Here is a 21,680-nt window from a genome sequence, read left to right on the forward strand (position 1 = left end):
AGCTACAGACCTGCTTGACTAACTTGCGGCTGGCTCAACATGCTCACATCATCAGCCAATTGATTCCTTATTCTGCTATCCAAAACTTCCCTTCCACACTCCAGGTCCGTGGGGTCCCAGCGTGCACTATTTCTTTTTTCTGCCAATTCCGTTGCTCTGCGCTTTCCACGTAGCAAAGAGCTGATTTGAAATTTTCGTATTTCACCCACAAGAGCATGATCTGGATTGCGCAAGTTTCGCTTGAACATCGCTTTCACGTACCCGTAAAACATTGCAGCTCCCCCGATTAAAATTGGGTACTCGATAGCGCGATACATACATGTCATCAGCATATATACAATACCGGTACCCATATAGTATTGGCCAAAGCCATGTCGTGCCCTGCCGGTCAGAACACCATTCTGGCTAGAGCCCATGACTCTTAGGTGCAGAAAATTCAGTTCAGACTGATCCCAGCTCGCTGTTTTCCAACCCAGCTGCCGTGACTTGTGGCAATCAATCGCGTCCCACATAACCTCACGTATAAACCCACCGATTTGGATAAAGCAATCTCTGCGATAGAACTTGGTCATGCCTACCGACATTTCATCGCCTCGCCTTTCACTGACCCACTTTCCATTTACTTCGTTGTAGGGCTTACCACTGCAGCTGCCGAGGCGCGGATCCGCTTCCATCTTCTCGATTAATGTCAGAAAGTAAGTATCTGGCAACTCCAGGTCGAGATCGAGCTTGCAGATATATTGAAACTTATCGAGGTCAACCGTTTGTAAACCGGCGTAAAAGGCATCAATTACGCCTGGCCCGACACTTCGAAATCCCCGGTTTTCCCGAGACATGACTTTTATGAATTCGTAATGCCTCTCGTAATCCGCCAGAATTTCTTTAGAGCCATCAGTCGAGCCGTCATCGACAATTAGCCATAATGTGGGTGTCAACTTCTGGTTTACTACGCTCTCGAGAGTCCGCTTCATATATTCTGCTTCGTCCCGGCATGGAGAAATTACAACGTATTTCCGACTATCCATGTTCTCTGACTCCTAGCTGGGTCTCAGGTATGAACGCTCACACCCTGCGACCGCTTAAACTGTTTTTAATGTTCCAATAAATAGCAGGAATTGCCAACGCGTTTGAAAGATAGCGCTTGCCGAGCCTAACTGGACTTTGCAGCATTCGATATAGCCATTCGAGCCTGAGGCTTTGTAGCCACTGAGGAGCTCTTTTTTCTTCGCCCACTAGAAATAAAAGAGAAGCACCGATACACAATGCAACGCCTTTGAAGCGACGATCCTGGCATAATTTCCTTGCGAGAATTTCCTGCTGTGGCGAACCGACTGCAAGAAACACGTGTGTTGGATTATTCAGGCACACCAAATCGATTAGTTTTTTAACTTCGGCGTCTTTATATATAAAACCCATACTAGGATTATGGTGCTCGATATTTAGATCACCATATAAGGCCCTAATTTTGTTGGCGGTCGCATTCGTTCCACCAACGAGAAAGATCCTGTCATTCGCATGTAAGTCGTCATTAAATAGCTTTTCAGTTAGGGTGCTACCGGCAATAATTTCCGGTATTTTTTTCCCATTAAGTTTAATTATCAACTCAAGCACTCGGCTGTCACATAATGACAACTCTGCATTCTGATAGATTTCCCTGAGGCTCGATGCTCCATTTTTTGATAAAAGCCTCTGCAAATGATCGACATTTGGGGTAACCACATAACCTGTAGTGCCATTTTCTGACATACTTCTGATGTGCTTTATCGCACAAGCCATTTTCAATCTATCTAATCGGCACAATCCGATATTTAGTGGTTCTTGCATACTGGACATTATCTACCTGGGCTACTTGTACTCGATTATTGGTGTGGACTTTCCCGATAAGGTTCCGGCAGTAAACTTCAATACACCAAAGAACTGGGGAAATTTTCCAATTTGAGTAAGCCCGCTGAATATAAGAGATTTTCTTACTGAAGAACGCATTTTCATACGCCTTAAAAATATGCGAATTGTCATTAAGGGATACGCCAAGGCTAATGCGAATCCCAATACCGGCATTGTAGCCATGAACAAAACTATGGAGATCGGTAGAAACCCGCCCCAAAAGCAGATACTCAATAACTCTCTTTTGCAGTACGGCCTGATTCTTGTTGAATGCATTAACCAACGTTCGGCGTAAGCGAAACCGGCTCTCGCGTTTCTAAGCCAAAACTGCCGAAAACTTGTCATATCGGCGTCGTGGAGCGTCATTTCCTCATGGATACGCCAGATTGCCCATTTTCGTTTCCGAAGCCTCAGGCACATTTCAGGCTCTTCTCCAGCGATCATGGCCGGATTAAACCCTTTGACGCTGAGGATCGCCTCCTTTCTAACGAGAAAATCTCCGCCGCATGCTTTTGCTTCGCCTACGGGAGTATCCCATTCCATATCGCATAGCGCGTTGTATATGGACTTCTGCGGGTATACCTCTCGCCGTCGGCCACAAACAATTGCAACTTTCGGGTTTACGGCCAGAAACGCGGTGGCCTTCCCGAGCCAGCCCGGCTGGAGGGAGCAGTCACCATCGATAAACTGTATCAGCTCTACCTGGGGAAACTTGTTTATGAGCAGCTTTAACCCTTCATTTCTCGCCCTTGCGGCCGTAAACGGTTCCCTGAGGTCAAGCTCCAAGACGGTACAGCCTGCGGAAGTCGCATAGGTCACACTACCGTCGGTAGAGCCGGAATCAACATAGACAATTGGAAACACATCCGATGTTCCGCTCAAGTCCGGCCCTTGTTTTTTGTCTCGATTAATCAGCAGCAGTTGTTCGACTATTGAGTCGACGCAGTTGCGTAGTCTTTCTCCCTCATTCCTGCCAATTAAAACAAAACCGATGCAGGTATTTTGAATGGCTCCACTTTTTCTGTCTTTTTCATCCGCCATCAAACAACGCCTCCCTGGATGCCTTTTTTTTCTTATCCCAACCTGGACCTATATTGTGCACAACAGATTTGTAGTTTTCGGATGTTATCCTGACGCCTAACAGCTCTCCCAGACTTTTGAAATCGGAATTAATTCTCGCCGAAATTTTCTGCATCGATTTTTCATTGATTTTTGGCCTCTCACTCATCCGGTATTTTGATTTTACGAGACCTCTTATACGAGCTGGTATTAGGTTTCTTCGAATTTTCGAGAGTGCTTTGGAGTTAACAATGAAACTCATTAACGGTGAAAGCCTAAGTCGCTCCGCGGATATGTTGGTTTTTGTCGACGATTCGGTCCAGCGAACTTCACCTTTATATCCTATAAATCGGGATATTCTCTCCAGCTCATTTTCGGGATCCCTTTTGATTCTCTCGAAAAAAACAGGGAGTACGTTTTCCATCCCAAATCGTTCTATATACGGCTGGATTTGGTAGAAGTAGCAACTGTATTGAATGAGTTCGGGATGTTTTTCAACGGCTTCATCGAGGCTGCAGTTTATTTTTTTACATGTCCATTCGTGGATATATTGCGAGACCAAACGATCTATTGGATCTCTCATTATGTAAATAATTTTTATATCCGGAAGATGAAGGGCAATACGATCAACTGTATTTCCATAGGTGGGCAATTTTGTGTAATGCGTACTTGCTTCGCCAATAATATCGCTTTCTTTTGCGGCAAGAAATAGTGATTGATACCAGTCCATGCCACGATCAAATTGCTTCGGATCACTGAAGAAATTGGGCTCTTTCAATGCAGGCATGAATATCCCATCAAGGGATTTTAACTGCTCATATATCGTGGTTGTCGCAGACTTCATCGCTCCGACAATCAGAAAATCAGGAAGAACTTGCTTTTTTGTTTGTGGCATTATGGGCTACTTGTTACTAAAGTAATCTAATTTCTGCTTAACTGGCTTCTGCTTTTTGAAAAAATCCATCCATAATCCAGTCCACTCGCCAGGGATTGAAGGTCCCGGCTTTTTTCCCACCAACCGCTTTGTCAATCTAATTAGTCGGCCGCAGGTAAAAGCGATATTTGCGATTAAAAGTTTGCCTTTCCCACCGAGGAGAACAAAATATCGCGTTCTTGATCGATAGAAATAATCAGGAAGTTGTTTTTGTGCTTTTGAATTTTTCTTTACGTCAGACGTTCCGCCACGCAGGTGAACTACCCTTGCCCGCTTTTCCTGTTCAATCTTGTACCCCGCCCCTTTTAATCTAAGGCAGTACTCAATATCTTCGAAATACATGAAGAACTGGCCATCCATCAATCCGACCCTTTCTATCGCAGCTCTGGGTAGCATAACGCAAGCAAAGCTTATCCAGTCGATTTCGAGCGATTCCCTGCGATTTGCTATCGGGATATTTTTTCGCTTCAACAGTTTAGAAATTGCATCAATCTGCGCACCACGGATGAGCTCACTCGCTACGCTTCGGCGCCGGAAACAGCTGATCTGCGGCGTTCCATCTTCATATTCTAACTGTGGCCCCAGCGCGCCGATATTACGGTCCGTTCGGATTCTATCTAGAAGGGTCGAAATGGCATTTTCTCTGACCAGCGTATCGCTATTCAGCAACAGGTAGTATTCGGCGTTTTCCTGTATGATCCCCAGGTTATTCCCTGCGGAAAACCCTCCATTGATGGGCGATTTTACAAGATTGATTCGAGCATGGTAGATGGGGGGCTGTGTCGAAATCCATGCTTCAATTTTTGAGACCGAGTCATCCCCGGATGCATTATCTACAATCACCACTTTCGCATTCAGGGATTCAATTTGGGGGACTACGGTAGCAAGGCAATTATTTACTAACTCGGGCGTTTTGTAGTTAACAATTACTATACATAAGTCACGAGAATGCTCTTTTTTTTCTTCTTCCGTTTTTGTGTTTTCCATGAGCTTTCGTTCCCTCGAATCATCTCAAGTAGAGCTTATTTTTTTCACCTATTCTCAGGCGCACGTGATCAGTCCATTTCTTACTGCCGAACTTGCGTGAGATTATATTTTGCGCCCACAGTGACAAACCCCACTTCCGTATATGAAACATTGCGCGATAGTAGCGATTCTGAAAAAGGATATGAGTACGCTCTAGCCTACTCAATGGTTTATGTTTCGTGCTTGTGGGTTTATAGCCCTGTGTGACCATTGCCTCACCTGTCCGGAGTTCAACCCAGCGGATTTCCTTACCGGTCAGTTTTGTTTTCCACTGATAAGCGTAGCCGGCTGAGGGGAAGCCATAGGATGTATCGCTCTCTATCTCAAGCATGTTTTCTTCGAAGTCAACATTCAGGAAAGCGCAGATTTTCTTCAGCTCGCCAATGGGGTCGCTAACAAGTTGCTCATAATAAACGTTAAGATTATTGGCCGGATCCGTTCGCTGCCTTAATTTTGTCCGACGTGCTTCCAATGATATCCATACTTTAGCGCCCTCATAGACGTTACCGGCCCAACCCATGCCTATACATGAACGTGCCACATCGCGTGGATCGCGCATCAGTTGTATGTAGCGTGCTGATGGCCAGAGCTTTGGTAGCAGATCGACTCGTGAATGAATGGATGCTCCGATAATTTTTCCGGAGTTCCTCCGGTGGAGTTGCGTGAGGAAATCACGCACCAACTGCTCATAATCCAGCGATTGGTCGATGTCTAATTTGAGAGCGCTGGTCTGACGATCTGTCTTTACAAAACGCCAGTAGTCTTTGATATCCGGCCAGTTTTCGCCCTGGGCTTGGCTTACCGCACCCTCGAACTCTCCGAACATATTGATTTGTGAATGATGATCCAGAAGTAGTCGGAGTAAGGTCGAGCCGGAGCGCAGCGATCCAACAATAAATACCGGTGAGGCTAGCGCAGCATTATCTGGCTGCGTTTTGAGCTGAGACACGTCCTTATCCCCTAACGCCACAAACTGGAAACCAGTAGTAGTCCTTATGCTTATTTAACACACAGCGGTCTATTGTTACCAGAAATGCCGTCTAGCCTGCTGAACGGATTAGAGGCTTCCGGTGTAATGGTCAAGTCGTGTGCTGATTGTTTACGCAAACTATTACAGGGAGAGGGGGCTGGTGAGGCCTATTGAAAAAAGCCGCACGTATCACCAAGCCAATAGGAGGGTCATTTTGGTATGGAGAGACCTGACTGCATTCCCTGCATTTTCCGTCTTCAATCGCCGCTGCACTGGCAAGCAAATCCCTCATGCTCACGCCAGACTATCCTTCCGTCAGTTCACCAGGTTTATTTACAGGTATGCAACTGGTGGGCCATGATCACTACCAGCATGTGGAAAAAAGTGACCATTTCGCGACTATTCTCACACTTTACCAAGTAATCACGGCAAAGCAAAAAAAATTGCCAAATGACGGCAATTTACGCGCCATTTTGTTGGGGCGGCATAATTGTTTCTGGGCATCCAATTGTGGGCTTTTCAGGGGAGCGGGGCCAGCAGGCCCCAGGCTGAATGGTTTTTACTTTTCGACGAATGCCCGCTCAATAACATACTCATGGGGTATTCCCGCACGTGTCTCTTTAAACCCCCACTCATCCAGGATCCTGGTGAGATCCTTCAACATTGCCGGGGAACCACACAACATGAAGCGGTCCTCTTCCACATTCGGTGTGGGCAGATCCAGGTCGGTGAAAATCTTGCCAGAGAGCATCAAGTCAGTGAGCCGGCCATTATTGCGATAGGGTTCACGGGTGACTGTGGGGTAGTACCGCAAGCCCTCTTTTACCATCTCTCCAAAGTACTCGTGCTCGGGCAATTCTTTCTCGATGTAGTCCTGGTAGGCCAGTTCGGACTTGAAGCGTACGCCATGGGTTAAGATGACCTGGTCAAAGCGCTCATATACATCCGGGTCCTTGATGATACTCATAAACGGCGCAAGGCCCGTGCCGGTGGACAGCAACCACAAACGCTTGCCAGGCAGCAGGTGGTCTGCAACAAGGGTTCCTGTGGGCTTGCGGCTGACAAAAATTTCATCGCCCGGCTTGATTTTCTGCAACTGGGAAGTCAGCGGCCCGTCCGGTACTTTGATGCTAAAAAACTCCAGCTCATCTTCATAATTGGCGCTGGCAATGGAATAGGCTCGCAGCAGGGGGCGCCCACCAGGTTGCTCCAGGCCGATCATGGTGAAGTGGCCGTTTTCGAAGCGAAAACCCGGGTCGCGACTGGTTTTGAAGCTGAACAGGGTGTCATTCCAGTGATGGACTTCGAGTACTGTTTCTTTATTCAAATTTGACATAGCAATAGAACCACTTATTCCTGAGCTTTTTGCCCGGGTAATTCTAGCGCTGGCATATTTATTGGCAAAATGGGATATTTCGATATTCGTTATCCGGTTTATAGATATAGAGTTTTGCCATGCGCTATTCCCTGCGTCAGCTCGAAGTCTTCCTCGCCTGCGCCCACTTTCAGAATGTCAGCCGCGCAGCGGAAAGTCTCAGCATGTCCCAGTCAGCCGCCTCTACAGCGCTTAAGGAGTTCGAGCAGCAGTTTGATCTTCGCCTTTTCGAGCGTACCGGTAAGCGCCTGCGCTTGAATGAGCTGGGGCGACAGCTATGGCCCAGGGCGGAAGAGTTGCTCGAGCGCGCGCGGGAACTCGAAGTTACCTTACAGGCCCATGGTGATCTCGGGAGGCTGAAGATTGGCGCCACACTTACCATCGGTAATTATCTGGCTGCCGGTATCATGGCCCGCTATATGGAGGAACAGCCGGGCGCTCGGGTTGAGCTCGAAGTGGCAAACACGGCGGCCATTGCCCAGGGTGTGCTCAATTTTGAACTGGATCTGGGCCTGATCGAGGGGGAGCTCAATCACCCCGACCTGGAAATGATTCCGTGGCGCGAGGACGAGCTTGTCGTGTTCTGTGCTCCGGACCATCCGCTGGCGAAATATCCACACCTGGGCGACGAAGAGCTGCGCACCGCAACCTGGATACTACGCGAAACCGGCTCTGGTACACGCCAGACTTTTGAGCGCGCACTGGCGGGGCTGGTACCCGAGCTGAATATCCGTCTGGAGTTACAACATACCGAGGCGATCAAACGCGCAGTGGAAGCCGGTCTCGGAGTAAGCTGCCTGTCCCGGGTGTCCCTCACGGACGCCTTCAAACGTAGCGCACTGGTGGAATTGCCGGTTCCTCACCGGGATTTCCACCGCGAGTTCTACTTTGCCCTGCACCGCCAGAAATACCGCAGCGCCGGTATCGAGCGCTGGCTGGAGTTATGCCGTCAGTTGACGCCATAATTTATGAGGCAATCTGGCCTGCCCTTCGCGCATCGAGTCGCCGTATAAATTCCTGCAGTATCAGTCTGTACAATTCCTTACCCAGATATTTGTCTTCGACACCACTGTCAATGGATGAGTTGTCGTTAACCTCGATCACGTACCCCTTTCCCGCGGATTCCTTCACATCCACCCCGTAGAATCCATTTCCTATAGGCTTGGTTGCCTTCAACGCCGCCTGCAACACCGGTTTCGGTACTTCAAACGTAGGCAGGGTGGTGAAGCCACCGCTGACCGTTTTCTTGCTACCGTGGTTGTAGATTTGCCAGTGGTTCTTCGCCATGTAGTAGCGACAGGCGTACAGCGGCTTGTTGTCGAGCACACCGATCCGCCAGTCAAACTCGGTGTAGAGAAACTCCTGGGCCAGAAGAAGGCTGGATTCTTCAAACAGCTCGTTCAACTTGGTATGCAGCTCTTCTTCGGAGTGCACTTTCACCACACCGCGGGAGAAGGAGCCATCGGGGATTTTCACCACCATTGGCAGGCCCAATTCTTCCATCGCGGCTTTCAGGCCGTCTTCATCGCCCCTGCGCAGGATGCATGTGCGCGGCGCCGGGACCTTGTTGTTACGAAACAGATCCGCGAGATAGATCTTGTTAGTACAGCGCAGGATACTGGTGGGGTCATCGAGCACCACGAGCCCTTCGGCCTCGGCCTTTTTGGCGAAGCGGTAGGTATGGTGGTCAATCGCCGTCGTCTCGCGGATAAACAGGCCGTCGAACTCTGACAGGCGCATGTAGTCACCCGGGCCGATCAGCTCTACCGACAGGCCCAGCTCGCGGCCTGCGCTGACGAATTTCTTGATCGCCGCCCCATCCGACGGTGGCAGCGCCTCCTCCGGGTTTACCAGAATCGCCAGGTCGTAGCGGGTATTACTGGGTTTTTTATGCTGTCGCCATACCTTGTTGCTGAAGTTGTCCAGGGCCTCGGCGAACTCTGTCTCCTCGGACTCATCGAGGTCGCGATGGGAACAGATCTTGAGTTCGACGATTTCCCATTGGGGGTCCGCCCGCAGGTGGATCTCCAGCACCGGGCAGGCGAAGCGGTCGAAAAGCGCCCGTGCCAGCGGCTGCAGCTCCGGATCCGCGCAACGGCCGAAGTAGGACTTCACCACCCGCTCAGACCCCGGCGCCGGTACTGGCAGCTTTGCCAATGCCGGAATTGCATGGGACAACTGCAGCTTGTACAGCTGGGGCAGCGACAGGTCGTTCAGGGTTCGCACACTTGGAAGCACATTATGGCTGCGGGCTTCGGCAAGCAGAGAACAGTAATAGCCCTCGCCGCGGTAGTCGTAACTGGCGCACAGGTTGATCACCCGCATCCGCTGTTGCTGGCGGGGTGGCAGGGCGAGGTAGTCGGCAAAGGTAATCACCCGCTCGCTAGGGTAATAGGGAGCCCAGTCGTCGGGCTCGTCGATCACGATAAGGACCTGTGACATGAATAGATGTAGCGCCTCAATGGTTTGCCGGTTGGCAAAATGGGGGAAGAGTGAGACTGGTACCGAATGGGTACCGGGCCGTGCAGAGCTGATCGGCCAGACAGGCGAAAGATAGAAGAGTTTTGCCTTGTTGCCTAATAATTTTTTTCGTCGGTATCTGGTTTTTTTCAACCGGTTTGCTAACGTGCTCAGGCCGCGCTTTTGCGGCGCCCTGCCCCGGTGATGCAACCCGCCATGCCCACACCCTCCCCTGTAGATTTCCAGCTGCGGAACGCCCTCGAGAGCGACGTGGACCCCCTGTTTGCACTGGAGGAACAGAGCTTTTCCGGCGACCGCCTGAGCCGCCGGCGCCTGCGCCACTGGGTACGCGCGGACAACCGGGTATTCCTGGTCGCCGAGGCGAAAGAGGGCCTGCTCGGCTACGCGCTGGTACTGCTGCGTCGCGGTACCCGCCTCGCCCGGCTCTACTCTCTCGCCGTCGGCCCCGGGGGACGCGGCCGGGGGATCGGTAAGGCGCTGCTGAGCGCCGCAGAAGATGCCAGCAGCCGCAGTGGGCGCTTATACATGCGCCTGGAAGTAGCGGAAGCCAACACCCCCGCCATCTCCCTGTACCGCCAGCTGGGTTACCGGACCTTCGGCAGTTACACCAATTACTACGAGGATTCCGGCAATGCCCTGCGCATGCAGAAACGCATTCGCTACCGCCCGGAAAATCTGCACACGCTGGATGTCCCCTGGTACGGACAGCGCACCGAGTTCACCTGTGGCCCGGCGGCCGCGATGATGGCGATGGCGGGGCTGAACGCTGCTTATGAGGCAAATGCCAGCGATGAGCTGGCGCTGTGGCGGGAGGCCACGACCATCTTTATGACGTCCGGCACCGGCGGCTGCCACCCTATTGGCCTGGCGCTGGCGATGCAGAAGCGCGGCTTTGACTGTGCCGTGTACCTCAACCAGACCGGACCGCTGTTCATTCACAGCGTGCGCAGTGCAGAGAAGAAGTCCGTTATTGAACAGGTGGACGCAGACTATCGCCAACAGGCTGCGCGCTCGGGCCTGCCGGTGGTTACGCAAGACTTTACCCAGGAACAGTGCCAGCAGTGGCTCGAGGACGGTGCACTGGTACTGCTGTTAATCAGCACCTTTCGCCTGGACGGCAAGAAAGTCCCACACTGGGTCACCCTGACGGGCATGGATGACGAGTGCTTTTACGTGCACGACCCGGATGTGGACGATGAAGACAACCCGCTGGACAGTCAGTATCTTCCCATTGCCCGGGAGGATTTTGCGAAGATGTCACTGTTCGGTAAAGAGCGATTACGCACTGCGCTGGTCATCCGCAATCGTCATTGAGGGGTGTTGTCGCATGCCTGTCGGCGGTTAGTTTTTGGCAGCTACAAATGAAAAAGCGGGCTGACGCCCGCTGTTTCACTTCAATCTGAATTCTTATTCTTCGGTATTCTCGGCAAGAACTGTGGGCTTTTCTTCCCGCTGCTCTGGATGCGTCCAGCTCGGCAACAGGTTTTTAGCCAAAGTCTGGCCGGCAATGAAGGGGTACTTCGCTTCCAGCGCTTTCATGTCTTCGGCATAGTTGTCCGTAATGCTTACCTCGAAGGTACCATTGGAAAAGCCAACTACGGCCTGGTCGATCAGAGGTATTACCAGACCGGCTCGCGGCTGGTCATCTTCTCTCGGCTTGATGACGGCATTGATATTGCCAATATAAACCACCTGATTCGCCGGCACGTCAATTTCATACTCAAATGGCAGATCCGCCATGGCATTCAGCAGAAGCGGCACCTGACGCATAAAGCGCGCCAACTTCAACTTCGCCTTACCTGGCTCGACCGCCATGCTGATGAAATATTCTTTGCCGCCCTTATCGAGATCAGCTACCAGTGCAGGCTTCGTAAAGGAGAAGTCTTTTTCGTTCTGATTTACAAACACTGCCAACAGATCAGGTTGGTGGCTTGGCTTGTTATCATTTCGAATGGAGAGCTTACCAACCAGAATGCTCTTTTGTGAGGTATCGACGGCGGTAGCTTTATCATTCAGCGGCATTTTACTGACGTTCGCACAACCGGCAAAGACAACCACTGTGAGCAACAATACGATGCGGGATAAAATTTTCATTTAATATTCCAAAGTTTTTATTGATATTTCTGGATTATTTGGTTGTAGCGAAAACATTAATACAGCACCCAAAATTTTTCACTACATCGACAAATGGCCCCTGAAACTGCTCGGAGCCATATTCTGTCCATAAAGAAACGGGATCAATTGAGCGGAATCAATTGAGCTTTGGCTTCTTCAGTCAGCTGATGTACCGATGCGATCTTCAGAGATTCCAGGCCGGTAGCAGCGGTAACTGGATGTAGTGAGACATTGGCGGTTTCAGGCAACTTCCACATAGCACCTGTCGCCGGATCGACGATCAGCATTCCGATCAGACCGCCGAGGAGGATATTGCCGATATACCAACCGTCCATGCCCGCGCGTAGCTGGAAGTTCTGCTCCTGATAACCGGCCATCTGGAATTTCACGGTATAGCTGGCGGAAGAAAAGTAGCCATCGGAAGCCGAGAGAGTGATGGTGTCTGGTGTTACGCCGCTATGCACATCGAAACCAGATTCATTCACTACAACAAAATTGGCTCCGGCAGGATTACTGCTGATCGTTACTGGATAATTACTATCACTGACGATACTCGCACAACCCGATACCAGCCCCAGCCCTGCAATGGCCACCCCTAAAGTCAATTTGTTCAGCATGTTGAAACCCTAAAACTATCATTTTGTTTGTAGACACCGCTGGATCGAATCACCGCCAGCGGCGCGCAAGGTTATCATGTAAATCAACATGCAGAAGACAAACAGTCATTACACGCCATTACACGAGGGCGCGCAGATCATACATTGGGCAGAAGCGCGACCCAGTGTCGGCCAAGTTCAATCGACTGAATACAGGTCGCCAAAAAAGTCGCCCCGATTCCAGCGCGGCTTTCTGTCCGCATCCGTGATCTCCCGGGCAATCGCGTAGTTCACCTCGGCAAACTGCCGGGCGGCGGTGTAGTTGATCTGCTCATCAGCTTCGTCACTGGGGCGGTGGTAGCGGGTGCGGAGGAATTCGACCTGGGCGTCGGTACCATTGATGCTCTGGTCGACGGCTTCGCGGCCGGAGATCAGGTAGATCGCCGGCACGCCCTGGCGTACGAAGCTGTAGTGGTCGCTGCGTACAAAGATCACCTGCTCCGGCATCGGGTCCGGGCTCAGTTTCAGTCCCGCGCGCTCGGCGGCGTGTTCGGCGGTTTTGCCCAGGCTGGAATGCTCTGCGCCGAAGGCGATCACATCCCTGAACGGATACAGCAGCATGGGCATGTCCAGGTTGATGTTTGCCACCATGGATTTGGGTGACACCGGTGGGTGCTGGGCAAAGTAGTCGGAGCCGAGCAGTCCCTCCTCCTCAGCCGTAACCGCGACAAAAAGGACCGAGCGGCGCGGCGCGCGGCCGGACTCGGCAAACAGCCGGGCCACTTCCAGCATCACGGCAATGCCGGCGGCATTGTCCTGGGCACCGTTATTGATCCGGTCATGCGCATCGGCACCAGTTTGCTCGCTGTGTTCACCCTCACTGACACCGATATGGTCGAGGTGTGCTGAGAAGATGACGTACTCGTCTTTCAGTTTCGGGTCGCTGCCGGGCAGCATCCCCACCACGTTGGGGCTCACGATCTTGCGGTGCTCGGCGCTGCTGGTCAGGGTCGCGCTGTAGGGCAACGGGAAGCCCTTGGGCACCACACCGCTTTTCATCTCGGTATACACGGTATCCAGACTGCGGGCGGCGCCCATAAACAGCTGCTTGGCCGCGGGCATATCCAGCACCACGCCCGGGTGCAGGCCGGGAATGGCATTGCCCGGAATGTCGTCCGCACGCAGCCAGTCGAAGCTCGGGTCATTCAGATGTGCGGCGGAGCGGGCGAACGGCCGGCGAGCTTCCCGGGCCGGGGTGTTGAGGCTGATAAATCCCACGGCGCCGTGGCGAGCAGCGGTATCGCGCTTGGTGCGACCGGAGGCGTAGTGTGCGCCCACTTCGTTCGGCATCTGCGCGGGGCGGCCGTCGACTACCACGACGATCTTGCCCTGCACGTCCAGCTCCGCATAATCATCGACACCGTATTCCGGCGCTTCGATGCCGTAACCCACAAACACCAGGCCCGCGGAGGTGGCGGTGTCCTCGCCGATGGTGGGGGGCGACGCGAGGAAGTCCTCACCCAGTTCAAAGGCAATGTCCCCGTCACGGCCGTGCAGCATCAGGGTTGCCCGCTGAGTACCCCAGCTGGCCTCGCGGAACGGGACCGGCTGGAAATAGTCATTGCCGGTAATCGACTGCAGGCCAAGCGCCGCAAAGCGGGCGGCAACGTATTCGGCGGCCTGTTGATACCCTGGCGAACCGGTCTGGCGCCCGGCAAGTGTATCGGCGGACAGGTATTCCACATCCGCGCGTAGTTTTCCCATATCCGCACGGGGAATTGGCAGCAGACCAGCAATACTGGTACAGGAAGTAATACCGGCGCTGATCAGCGCGGTCAGGAAACCTGCCGCAATCGCGCGGCCGGTGAAACGCTTTATTCTCATGTCGGGCTCGTCAAGATCGGGAACGCAGCGAGCTTATCATGCCCGCTGGGGCGACCACCGACGATTGGGAGGCATCAATGACGTGGGGCAAGTCTCAGAAAGCTGCTGGCAACCGCATTTTCGGCGAGTTCGTGGGCACGGTCCGCACAGAAGTCACCATGCCCTCCGAGGAGGTGGTAGAACGGCAGATTGAGTAGACGCTGAAAATCCGCCGCCAACCAGCGCTGGTTGTTCTCGTGGTCCGGGGTAGCGCGACGGCACCACCCCGGCGCCACCTGCATTCCCTGATGTACCCCACTTAAACGCAGCATCCATTTGCCGGCCCAGCTACAGCCAGTCCAGCCATTCCAGAATTGCAGTGCGTCGCAGGTGAGCAGCAGCCCCCCGGACAGGGGGAGCAACAGCGCCGCTTCCGGCACGCGGCTGTTACTGAATTCGAATACCCGACCGCCAGTGACCGGGCAGGTTCCACCGTCGGTCAGAAACTGGTCTGCAGGGGGTAGCGGGTAGCGGTCGGAATGGGCCTGGCGCCAGAAGAAGACATTGAAGCGATCGCGATAGTAGAGGTCGTCGCAACCGTGGTAGTAGCCGAGTCGCACCGCCTGACGCACCTGCCCCAGTTCGCACAGCCGCTCTTCCTCCAGCCGGCGCAGGCGCACCGGATTCACCAGCAGCAGGTCATCGCCATTGCGCACGATACCCATATTGCGGTTGACGAATACCCGCGGAGCAATACGGGCCGTTCCGCGCACCACAAAAAAATCCGGCAACACCTGGCGAATGTGGCCGTGTGGTAGAGGTGCGGGATAGGCGATATGCATGGTCTCAGGAAGCTCCTCAGCGGCGCTCCCTGCCGGATAACTGGTTGTTAGCCGAGCTGTTACCTGCGGCTAGCTGTACTGCAAACGGTTGCCTATTCCATACAGGATCTGCATGGCCTGGGTGGCATCATGCTCGCTTACCAGCAGGTGTTCGTGGCAGCGTGCGGAAACCACATTGGCCTGGATACCCGCTTCCGCCAGTTCACGAACAACAATAGCCGTGAGGCCGGGCACCTGCAGGCAAGCAGAGTACTGCAGGGTGATCTGGCGATAGCCACCCTCATCAGGCAATGACGCCCGCTCGGCAACGTCTTTCGGCAGCAGTGCGGAGATACCTTCGCGCTCGCGGAATATACACAGGCACTCCTTCAACAGTGCGCGCAATTGCGCTTCATCCAGCTGGCACATCACCAGTGGCTCGCGGTTCAGAATCGGTGTCAGGCGCAGTAGCAGCTGGTCGATTTTTACCTGGGCATTCATGGTGACTCTCCAGTGTTTTGGCTCACTCGGAGCCCGCTCAATTTTTTCCGCGACTTTTGGGCTTCGATGACTGGTCTTTTACGCGGGCCTTGGCCGTGTTCTTGCCCTGTTGCGGGAGTTTGCCGCTGGGGTCTTTCGGCGCTGGGCCAAATTTTTCGCCTTCGAATTCCGGCTCGCCCTCGACCGGGGTAGTGTCTACCAACTCCTGCTTCACCGCCGCCTCCATCTCCCAGCGATCCAGCGCGATATCGATATCTTTCTCGATATCCATACGCGGAAATTGCGGGCAAGGGGCATCTTTTTCCGGGTTGTGCCAGCCGGACAGCGGAGCGACAAACACTACCAGGGACTTGTGCAGGTAATTGCGACCGATGCTGGCTTCTGTCCAGGTGGTCTGCCAAGCGTATTTACCTTTTACCGCGTAATCGCTCTCGTAGGATTTCAGTGTCAGGAAATACGGATACAAACGGCCGCCGCGACACACAATCCGGCGCTCGGTCTTGATGTTGGCCATTTGAGTAAAGGGATCGAAGTACCAGCGGATATCGTAGCCGTAGGCAAACTTCATGTCGTCGCCGCGCTTGCTGAACGCATAGGACCGGCCGGTGCCGTCTTTGTTCAGGCTCCACACATGTTGCGCTTCACCATCGCGGGAGATGAGCCAGTTGCCCACCCACTGGTCGGCTTTCAAGCGAGAGTCTGCACCCCAGCCCGGATACTGGGCCTCTTCGACCTGTTGTGCGGGGCGTTCCGCATCGGGGTGCGGTTGGTCAGCCGCCGTTTTGTCATCGGCCTGCGCATTGAGACAGAAGCCGACAATGGCAGTGACCGCGGCCCACAGCACAGGCCTGAAAAATCTCGAGGGAACAAAGCGATGCTGCTTCACAGCCTGTCTCCGCTTGCGCTTTATTCGTCCCTGAAGGGTTGGTCGCTCGACAGGGCTACCGGCAGGTCGCTCCTGACCTGGCCGGCAGCTGGGCGCTGAGTATTGGACCTTCACTATCCGGGTCTCGGCACTCAGTTACCCGCAGACGCAGTCTGCTGGCTCTCCTTGTGCTGATCCTCGTACAGGTTCGGGCACTCGGCACCGTGATTAGGGGTTTTCCAGTCCGGCAGGCGGCGCTGGAAGGCCAGAATGCCGCCGTTGTGCTGGCGCCAGTGACGACCGTCAATCACGTTGAAGTCTAGGGTGACAGGACTCCAACCGGTAAATTGCGCGTACACCATGCCACTGTTGCAGTGCAGGGTGCCGCCGGTGCGGATACGCACCGTGTCACCATCGATACGCCAGGAGATGGCAAAACCATGGGTGAGCTGGCCATCCTTGCGGAAGCCATGGGCAAACCCGGTGCCGTCAGACTTGAGCTGCCACACCAGTTGCTCGTCACCCTGCCCCACCACCAACCAGTTTCCCGCCCACTGGCGCGCGGTAGACTGATCCGGGGTCTGGTTCTGGGCGTTGGCGAGCATCGGCACGAGGAAAAAGACCGCAAGCACCAGGACATAGGCCTGCAGCAGGGATAGGAACACGGGACGGAAGGACAACTGACGCAACAACTTCATGCGGCACTCTTCTCTGTTGGGTTCTACGACTGGCGGTTATTTGAACAACCTATTTAAAGCCTAGTCGTAAATCTCAACAGTGGCAGCAGATGCGACAATTTTCTTTGTTTCCACGCCACAGGACACTAAGGGTCCTGTTTTTTGCGCGGGCGACGTAACCGGTACCACAGCAGTGCGCCTACGCCGAGCGCAATGATAAACTGCAGCGCTGCCCAGCCATAGATCGCGCTACCCGATGAGGGCTGCAGTTGCTCCCTCGCCCGCACGACATTGGCTTGCAGGCGCTGAAATTTTTCGATCACCTCGTTGCCGGGCGCCCGGTCAAGAATGGACTGGCGCAGCGCCTGCCATTCCTGGTCGAGCTGCGCGGTAAGTGCCGGGTTGCTCTGTGCCAGCTGTGGGCGCGCCTGGACATAGCCCTCACGCAATCCCAGCATCAACTGGTGGTAGGCGCTGGCGGTATCCCCCGCCTTATAGGCGGCCTGGGCCAGGTAGAGAAGTCCGGCAGCTCTCGCCAGAGGGTGCTGCAGGTGCGCCGTTTCCTGCGGGTGGGCGCGCCACCACATCAGCGCGTCGCGCGCTTCCGGGGGCAGCTCCGCCGGGCGCAGTACGGCCATGCCTGGCAGTCCCACCAGCGCGGGGAACTCCTGGGCGCGTTTGAGCGGAGGTGCCATTTCCGGTGCCGCGAACCCGGCCACCATCACAGCCAGCGCCCAGCGCTCGCGGCTGCTCAGGTCGCCATCAATGTCAGAATCGTGTGCGTCGTTGCGGGTGGGTTCGAGCACGTTGTAGAAATCGTACAGGCTCAGGTTGGCCATACGCGCGGGATTATTCAGCTGGCGCTCCGCCTGACGGGCGTCGCCGCGGTCTCCATGGCAGTGTCGACAGCGGTCCTGGTACAACGCCAGCGCCTCCTGCGCGGGAGGCAGGGACTCTGCCGGGGAGCGGGGTAGCTGGTACAGCGCGGCAAAACGGTCGGCGGCGGCATTTGCCCGTTGCCGTATTTGCGCCGCGGGTGCACGCTGTTCAATGGCACTGGCCAGGGCTCGCAGGTTGTCCTGTAGCTGGGTGCGGCCGGGCTTGTCGGGCAACTTTTCCAGCAACGCCGCTGCCGCCTCCACATTTCCTTTCTGCTGGCGGTAAAGGCCGCGATCGCGAACAGCACCCTCCTCCACCGCTTCGGGATAATCCACGGCGACAAATGACAGCAGGTTCACCGCGCGTGCGGCGGTGTTTCGATTCTCCTGATCGACTGCGGGCTGCGCCCACGCCAAAGCGCCCCCCAGCCAGAGGGCGAGAACAAACAGACAGAACAGATTCGGCGTTTTTCTGGGCATGTTGGCTGTGGCGGAAATTTTTGCGATACCCCGTTTTAGCCTAGCACCGCTGATCTGCGGCGCCGCCGGCGATGCTGTTTATGGATAACTGGCAGGCATAAAAAAACCCCGCTGAAGCGGGGTTTTGCGGACCGGGTTGATCAGCCTTTCTCGGCGCGCTCTTTCTCGATCAGGTAGTCCACCACTTCCAGCATCAGCTGCTGGCCATTGGATTTACCTTTCAGGCCCGGCAGCGACGTGCTGACGCGGTACTTGCCAGCAACCACCATTTCGGGGGTGCCACTGAGCTTGTAGGCGCGCTGCTTGGCCTGGCCCTGCTTGATCTTGCTGTTAATGGCGAAGGAGTTCAGCAGCTTGGCCGCCTTATCACCATCGGCGCCATTGTCTGTGAAGATCGCCGCGATGGCCGCATCATCTGGCTTCCAGGCACGGCCGTCACGGTCTGCGAACATTTTGCGCTGCTGGGCGATGGCGCTGAAGATCGGGTCATGCACCTTGTCGAGCGCACCCATGGCGTCCGCGACATAGAACATGCGCGCATGCACTTCCATCACCGGCTGCCAGATGGCCGGGATCTTCTTCAGAGCAACGTCGGCAGGCATGGTTTTCTGCCATTTCTTCAGCGGGGCCTCGAAGTGGTAACAGTGACCGCAGCCGTACCAGAACAGCTCGGTGACTTCGATTTTGCTGTCGTCGTCCTGGGCGACGGCCTGCGGCAGTACTTCGTAATGCTGACCTGCTTTGAATTTACCCGGGGTATCCTGGGCGCAGGCTGCAAGGCTCAGCAGCATGGTGAAAAGGGCGACAACGGCTCTCATAGGGACTTACTCCAAACTTTTATTCTGGGTGACGGGGCCAGTATGGTCTCCCCTAGCTGACGCCCGGCTGAATATAGACCGCCGAAATTATTGAAGTTCCCGGAGTCCGGTGCAACCCGGGTGCGGCAGCCAGAAACAAAAAGGCCGGTCAGCGACCGGCCTTTGGTGAACGGGCACCAAAATCGGCTGCCCGGTCAGTAAACGCTTACTCGGTCACGCCAGCCACATAGTTGGCCACCGCCTTGATCTCGGCATCGGACAACTGCTTGGCCGCGGTACGCATGATGCGGCTCTCGCCGTCGTTAGCACGGGTGCCTGCACGGAATGCTTTCAGCTGCTTTTCCACATACTCGGAATACTGGCCAGACAGGCGCGGAAAGCCTGCCGGGGCATTGCCCTGACCGGTCGGCGAGTGGCAGCCCATACAGGCGGGAACACCGCTGGATGCGTTACCGGCGCGGTAGATTTTGCGGCCCAGCGCCAGACCATCGACGTTGTCGCCGTTATTCAGCATTACCGAGAACGCCTCGGAGCCCGAAATCTGGATATTCTGGGAAGCGAAGTAGGCCGCGATGTCCGCCAGGTCCTGCTCGCTCATGTTGTCGAGCTGGCCGACCATCTCGGGTATCTGGCGATCACCGCTCTTGATGTCGTGCAGCTGCTTGAGGAGATACTTTTCACCCAGGCCGGCGATTTTCGGAAAGGTCGGTGCCGGGCTGTTGCCGTCTGCACCGTGACAGGCGGCACAGGCGGCTGCCTTCGTTTGCCCCACACTGGCGTCACCAGCGGCGTACCCGAACTGGGCAAATGCCACCATCCCCAAAGCCAGAGCGGCCTTCTTTATAATGCTGTTCATACGTCGTCCTGTTGCGCGCTGAAATTTTGCATCCGATCTTCGTTGCTGGCGGCTTACCATACGCCCGGCAGCCATCAGCGACGTTAAAACCGCGGCATTATATACTTGCGCGCCATCTGAGTGTACCGGGAAGACTCATGTCTGAATCCAATGTAGAACGAATCAATTTCCGCCGTGCGGAATTTTTAACCAGCGCGCCGACTCTGGCGGAGTGTCCGGAGGACTCCGGCGCCGAAGTGGCCTTTGCCGGGCGCTCCAACGCCGGCAAGTCCAGCGCCATCAATGCGCTTACCGACAACGGCAAGCTGGCACGTACCTCCAAGACCCCGGGCCGCACCCAGCTGATCAACTTTTTCACGTTGAGCGAACAGCAGCGTCTTGTCGACCTACCGGGATACGGCTACGCCAAGGTCGCGCGCTCGATGAAGGACGAGTGGCAACGGCACCTGGCCTTCTATCTCGAGCAGCGCCAGTGCCTCAGGGGCCTGGTGCTGCTGATGGACATCCGCCAGCCACTGAAGGAGTTCGACCTGCACATGCTCACCTGGGCGGTCAATTCCGGTCTGCCCGCGCATATCCTGCTCACCAAAGCAGACAAGCTGAAAAACGGCCCTGCCAACAATACCCGCTTCGCGGTCGAAAAAGAGCTGAAAACCCTGGAACTGGACAAGAACGTGACGGTTCAGATCTTTTCCGCGCCCAAGCGCAAGGGGCTGGACAAACTGGAGGCGCGCCTGAACCAGTGGCTGGCTCTGACGCCGGAGGGTAGCGGAAACGAACCGGCGGAGGGGGAGAACCCCGGCGAAGCGTAAGCGCTGGCAAGTCACTCAAGTAGGCGCGCAGGGTCGCCAGTTCCTGATCCAAATTCCAACGGGGGAGCAGACAAAGCCCGCTCTCCGGGTCCGCTGGGCAAAATACCCTGCAGCCCCGCACCGGATGTGAAATGGTCCGCCAGATTTCTACTAAACTGAAAACAACGGCGGCCAGAATCGTCTGGTAAGCGATGCGGGCGTGTCGCCATTGACACTCTCAGCACGCGGAGTCCGCGGTTTGTTCCGTTACCGGGCCGGTGACGCGGGCAAGAAATGACGGGCAAAAAAAAGCCGGCAGATTGCAGCTGCCGGCTAGGGGTCAGTGCCCTTGGGGACGGGCACCTTGGGGAACACGCCCAGGGGGACGGGCGCGCTCTTGGGTTCTCACCCAAATTCCACTGCATCCGATGCGTTTCCTTCAATACAAAGACTAAGCTGGGCCGCTGGGGTTCCCCACTCTTTTTCTTCGTGTTGCTCTCCGGTATTCGGATACCGGGAATGTATCCCACAAGCCTGCCCCGCTGGGATAAAAAATTCTGTTATTGAGACTTAATTCTCCCGGGCGGGCTAAATTTTCACTGACTCGTGCAATAAATCGACACGGCCACCGTCTTGCCGTGTCAACAGGCTTTCGCGAGATGTACAAATTTTGGGCAAAAAAAAGCCCCG

At 54.8% G+C, this 21,680-nt stretch carries 21 protein-coding genes; 3 read left to right on the top strand and 18 right to left on the bottom strand.

Features of this window, described 5'->3' with window-relative positions:
- Positions 1-2 precede the first annotated feature (2 nt).
- The 7 genes from GTQ55_RS17355 to GTQ55_RS17390 form a co-directional block, all read right to left on the bottom strand.
- Positions 3-1,025 carry a glycosyltransferase family 2 protein gene (locus tag GTQ55_RS17355; RefSeq protein ID WP_161859864.1) on the bottom strand — a complete coding sequence of 341 codons (1,023 nt, stop codon included), beginning with the start codon at positions 1,023-1,025 and terminating at the stop codon, positions 3-5.
- Positions 1,026-1,062: 37 nt separating this feature from the next.
- Positions 1,063-1,824: a WecB/TagA/CpsF family glycosyltransferase gene (locus GTQ55_RS17360; protein WP_237567743.1), complete on the bottom strand. Its 762-nt coding sequence runs from the start codon at positions 1,822-1,824 to the stop codon at positions 1,063-1,065.
- A gap of 21 nt (positions 1,825-1,845) precedes the next feature.
- Positions 1,846-2,925 (bottom strand): glycosyltransferase family 2 protein, encoded by a 1,080-nt coding sequence (locus GTQ55_RS17370; RefSeq protein WP_161859867.1) that lies wholly within the window; start codon positions 2,923-2,925, stop codon positions 1,846-1,848.
- On the bottom strand, positions 2,915-3,838 hold the full coding sequence (locus GTQ55_RS17375) for a sulfotransferase family protein (RefSeq protein WP_161859868.1): 924 nt from the start codon (positions 3,836-3,838) through the stop codon (positions 2,915-2,917). The genes GTQ55_RS17370 and GTQ55_RS17375 overlap by 11 nt, the downstream gene beginning before the upstream one ends.
- 6 nt (positions 3,839-3,844) lie before the next feature.
- Entirely contained in the window at positions 3,845-4,864 is a 1,020-nt protein-coding gene (locus GTQ55_RS17380; protein ID WP_161859869.1) for a glycosyltransferase family 2 protein, read from the bottom strand.
- A 19-nt stretch (positions 4,865-4,883) separates the two neighbouring features.
- A complete protein-coding gene (locus GTQ55_RS17385) occupies positions 4,884-5,852 on the bottom strand; it encodes a sulfotransferase family protein (RefSeq protein WP_161859870.1) in 969 nt (322 codons plus the stop codon).
- 580 nt (positions 5,853-6,432) lie between these two features.
- Positions 6,433-7,209, bottom strand: coding sequence for a ferredoxin--NADP reductase (locus GTQ55_RS17390; RefSeq protein ID WP_161859871.1), 777 nt, complete (start codon positions 7,207-7,209; stop codon positions 6,433-6,435).
- Positions 7,210-7,328: 119 nt separating this feature from the next.
- On the opposite strand from GTQ55_RS17390, the gene GTQ55_RS17395 reads away from it, so the two are divergent.
- Positions 7,329-8,213 carry a LysR family transcriptional regulator gene (locus GTQ55_RS17395; RefSeq protein WP_161859872.1) on the top strand — a complete coding sequence of 295 codons (885 nt, stop codon included), beginning with the start codon at positions 7,329-7,331 and terminating at the stop codon, positions 8,211-8,213.
- A gap of 1 nt (position 8,214) precedes the next feature.
- Here GTQ55_RS17395 and GTQ55_RS17400 read toward each other — a convergent pair whose 3' ends face one another.
- Positions 8,215-9,690 carry a RimK family protein gene (locus GTQ55_RS17400; RefSeq protein WP_161859873.1) on the bottom strand — a complete coding sequence of 492 codons (1,476 nt, stop codon included), beginning with the start codon at positions 9,688-9,690 and terminating at the stop codon, positions 8,215-8,217.
- A gap of 234 nt (positions 9,691-9,924) precedes the next feature.
- Between GTQ55_RS17400 and GTQ55_RS17405 the strand changes: the two genes are divergently transcribed.
- Positions 9,925-11,043 (top strand): GNAT family N-acetyltransferase/peptidase C39 family protein, encoded by a 1,119-nt coding sequence (locus GTQ55_RS17405; RefSeq protein WP_161859874.1) that lies wholly within the window; start codon positions 9,925-9,927, stop codon positions 11,041-11,043.
- Positions 11,044-11,136: 93 nt separating this feature from the next.
- On the opposite strand, the gene GTQ55_RS17410 is transcribed toward GTQ55_RS17405, so the two are convergent.
- The 10 genes from GTQ55_RS17410 to GTQ55_RS17455 form a co-directional block, all read right to left on the bottom strand.
- The gene (locus tag GTQ55_RS17410; RefSeq protein WP_161859875.1) at positions 11,137-11,823 is read right to left on the bottom strand and encodes a hypothetical protein; all 687 of its coding nucleotides are present in this window, start codon (positions 11,821-11,823) and stop codon (positions 11,137-11,139) included.
- 143 nt (positions 11,824-11,966) lie between these two features.
- Positions 11,967-12,461 carry a hypothetical protein gene (locus GTQ55_RS17415; protein ID WP_161859876.1) on the bottom strand — a complete coding sequence of 165 codons (495 nt, stop codon included), beginning with the start codon at positions 12,459-12,461 and terminating at the stop codon, positions 11,967-11,969.
- A 177-nt stretch (positions 12,462-12,638) separates the two neighbouring features.
- Positions 12,639-14,324 carry a M28 family metallopeptidase gene (locus tag GTQ55_RS17420; RefSeq protein WP_237567744.1) on the bottom strand — a complete coding sequence of 562 codons (1,686 nt, stop codon included), beginning with the start codon at positions 14,322-14,324 and terminating at the stop codon, positions 12,639-12,641.
- A 74-nt stretch (positions 14,325-14,398) separates the two neighbouring features.
- Complete coding sequence (locus GTQ55_RS17425) at positions 14,399-15,145, bottom strand: hypothetical protein (protein ID WP_161859877.1); 747 nt, start codon at positions 15,143-15,145, stop codon at positions 14,399-14,401.
- A 69-nt stretch (positions 15,146-15,214) separates the two neighbouring features.
- Positions 15,215-15,625 (bottom strand): ACT domain-containing protein, encoded by a 411-nt coding sequence (locus tag GTQ55_RS17430; RefSeq protein ID WP_161859878.1) that lies wholly within the window; start codon positions 15,623-15,625, stop codon positions 15,215-15,217.
- A 37-nt stretch (positions 15,626-15,662) separates the two neighbouring features.
- Complete coding sequence (locus GTQ55_RS17435) at positions 15,663-16,511, bottom strand: hypothetical protein (protein ID WP_161859879.1); 849 nt, start codon at positions 16,509-16,511, stop codon at positions 15,663-15,665.
- 131 nt (positions 16,512-16,642) lie between these two features.
- Complete coding sequence (locus tag GTQ55_RS17440) at positions 16,643-17,188, bottom strand: hypothetical protein (RefSeq protein WP_161859880.1); 546 nt, start codon at positions 17,186-17,188, stop codon at positions 16,643-16,645.
- 125 nt (positions 17,189-17,313) lie between these two features.
- Positions 17,314-18,525 (bottom strand): hypothetical protein, encoded by a 1,212-nt coding sequence (locus tag GTQ55_RS17445; protein ID WP_161859881.1) that lies wholly within the window; start codon positions 18,523-18,525, stop codon positions 17,314-17,316.
- A 140-nt stretch (positions 18,526-18,665) separates the two neighbouring features.
- Entirely contained in the window at positions 18,666-19,343 is a 678-nt protein-coding gene (locus GTQ55_RS17450) for a thiol:disulfide interchange protein DsbA/DsbL (protein ID WP_161859882.1), read from the bottom strand.
- A 205-nt stretch (positions 19,344-19,548) separates the two neighbouring features.
- A complete protein-coding gene (locus GTQ55_RS17455; RefSeq protein ID WP_161859883.1) occupies positions 19,549-20,199 on the bottom strand; it encodes a c-type cytochrome in 651 nt (216 codons plus the stop codon).
- A 137-nt stretch (positions 20,200-20,336) separates the two neighbouring features.
- Here GTQ55_RS17455 and yihA point away from each other — a divergent pair, with 137 nt between their 5' ends.
- Positions 20,337-21,011 carry a ribosome biogenesis GTP-binding protein YihA/YsxC gene (gene yihA / locus GTQ55_RS17460; RefSeq protein ID WP_161859884.1) on the top strand — a complete coding sequence of 225 codons (675 nt, stop codon included), beginning with the start codon at positions 20,337-20,339 and terminating at the stop codon, positions 21,009-21,011.
- Positions 21,012-21,680 lie beyond the last annotated feature (669 nt).

It is taken from the genome of Microbulbifer hydrolyticus, assembly GCF_009931115.1.
Taxonomy (GTDB): domain Bacteria; phylum Pseudomonadota; class Gammaproteobacteria; order Pseudomonadales; family Cellvibrionaceae; genus Microbulbifer; species Microbulbifer hydrolyticus.

Excerpts from the sequence above, each read along its gene's own strand:
- GTQ55_RS17390 (WP_161859871.1), bottom strand. The coding sequence starts at position 7,209 with ATGTCAAATTTGAATAAAGAAACAGTACTCGAAGTCCATCACTGGAAT.
- yihA (WP_161859884.1), top strand. The coding sequence starts at position 20,337 with ATGTCTGAATCCAATGTAGAACGAATCAATTTCCGCCGTGCGGAATTT.
- GTQ55_RS17360 (WP_237567743.1), bottom strand. The coding sequence starts at position 1,824 with ATGCAAGAACCACTAAATATCGGATTGTGCCGATTAGATAGATTGAAA.
- GTQ55_RS17445 (WP_161859881.1), bottom strand. The coding sequence starts at position 18,525 with ATGCCCAGAAAAACGCCGAATCTGTTCTGTCTGTTTGTTCTCGCCCTC.
- GTQ55_RS17375 (WP_161859868.1), bottom strand. The coding sequence starts at position 3,838 with ATGCCACAAACAAAAAAGCAAGTTCTTCCTGATTTTCTGATTGTCGGA.
- GTQ55_RS17425 (WP_161859877.1), bottom strand. The coding sequence starts at position 15,145 with ATGCATATCGCCTATCCCGCACCTCTACCACACGGCCACATTCGCCAG.
- GTQ55_RS17380 (WP_161859869.1), bottom strand. The coding sequence starts at position 4,864 with ATGGAAAACACAAAAACGGAAGAAGAAAAAAAAGAGCATTCTCGTGAC.
- GTQ55_RS17405 (WP_161859874.1), top strand. The coding sequence starts at position 9,925 with ATGCCCACACCCTCCCCTGTAGATTTCCAGCTGCGGAACGCCCTCGAG.
- GTQ55_RS17410 (WP_161859875.1), bottom strand. The coding sequence starts at position 11,823 with ATGAAAATTTTATCCCGCATCGTATTGTTGCTCACAGTGGTTGTCTTT.
- GTQ55_RS17400 (WP_161859873.1), bottom strand. The coding sequence starts at position 9,690 with ATGTCACAGGTCCTTATCGTGATCGACGAGCCCGACGACTGGGCTCCC.
- GTQ55_RS17370 (WP_161859867.1), bottom strand. The coding sequence starts at position 2,925 with ATGGCGGATGAAAAAGACAGAAAAAGTGGAGCCATTCAAAATACCTGC.
- GTQ55_RS17415 (WP_161859876.1), bottom strand. The coding sequence starts at position 12,461 with ATGCTGAACAAATTGACTTTAGGGGTGGCCATTGCAGGGCTGGGGCTG.
- GTQ55_RS17440 (WP_161859880.1), bottom strand. The coding sequence starts at position 17,188 with ATGAAGTTGTTGCGTCAGTTGTCCTTCCGTCCCGTGTTCCTATCCCTG.
- GTQ55_RS17355 (WP_161859864.1), bottom strand. The coding sequence starts at position 1,025 with ATGGATAGTCGGAAATACGTTGTAATTTCTCCATGCCGGGACGAAGCA.
- GTQ55_RS17395 (WP_161859872.1), top strand. The coding sequence starts at position 7,329 with ATGCGCTATTCCCTGCGTCAGCTCGAAGTCTTCCTCGCCTGCGCCCAC.
- GTQ55_RS17420 (WP_237567744.1), bottom strand. The coding sequence starts at position 14,324 with ATGAGAATAAAGCGTTTCACCGGCCGCGCGATTGCGGCAGGTTTCCTG.
- GTQ55_RS17455 (WP_161859883.1), bottom strand. The coding sequence starts at position 20,199 with ATGAACAGCATTATAAAGAAGGCCGCTCTGGCTTTGGGGATGGTGGCA.
- GTQ55_RS17430 (WP_161859878.1), bottom strand. The coding sequence starts at position 15,625 with ATGAATGCCCAGGTAAAAATCGACCAGCTGCTACTGCGCCTGACACCG.
- GTQ55_RS17450 (WP_161859882.1), bottom strand. The coding sequence starts at position 19,343 with ATGAGAGCCGTTGTCGCCCTTTTCACCATGCTGCTGAGCCTTGCAGCC.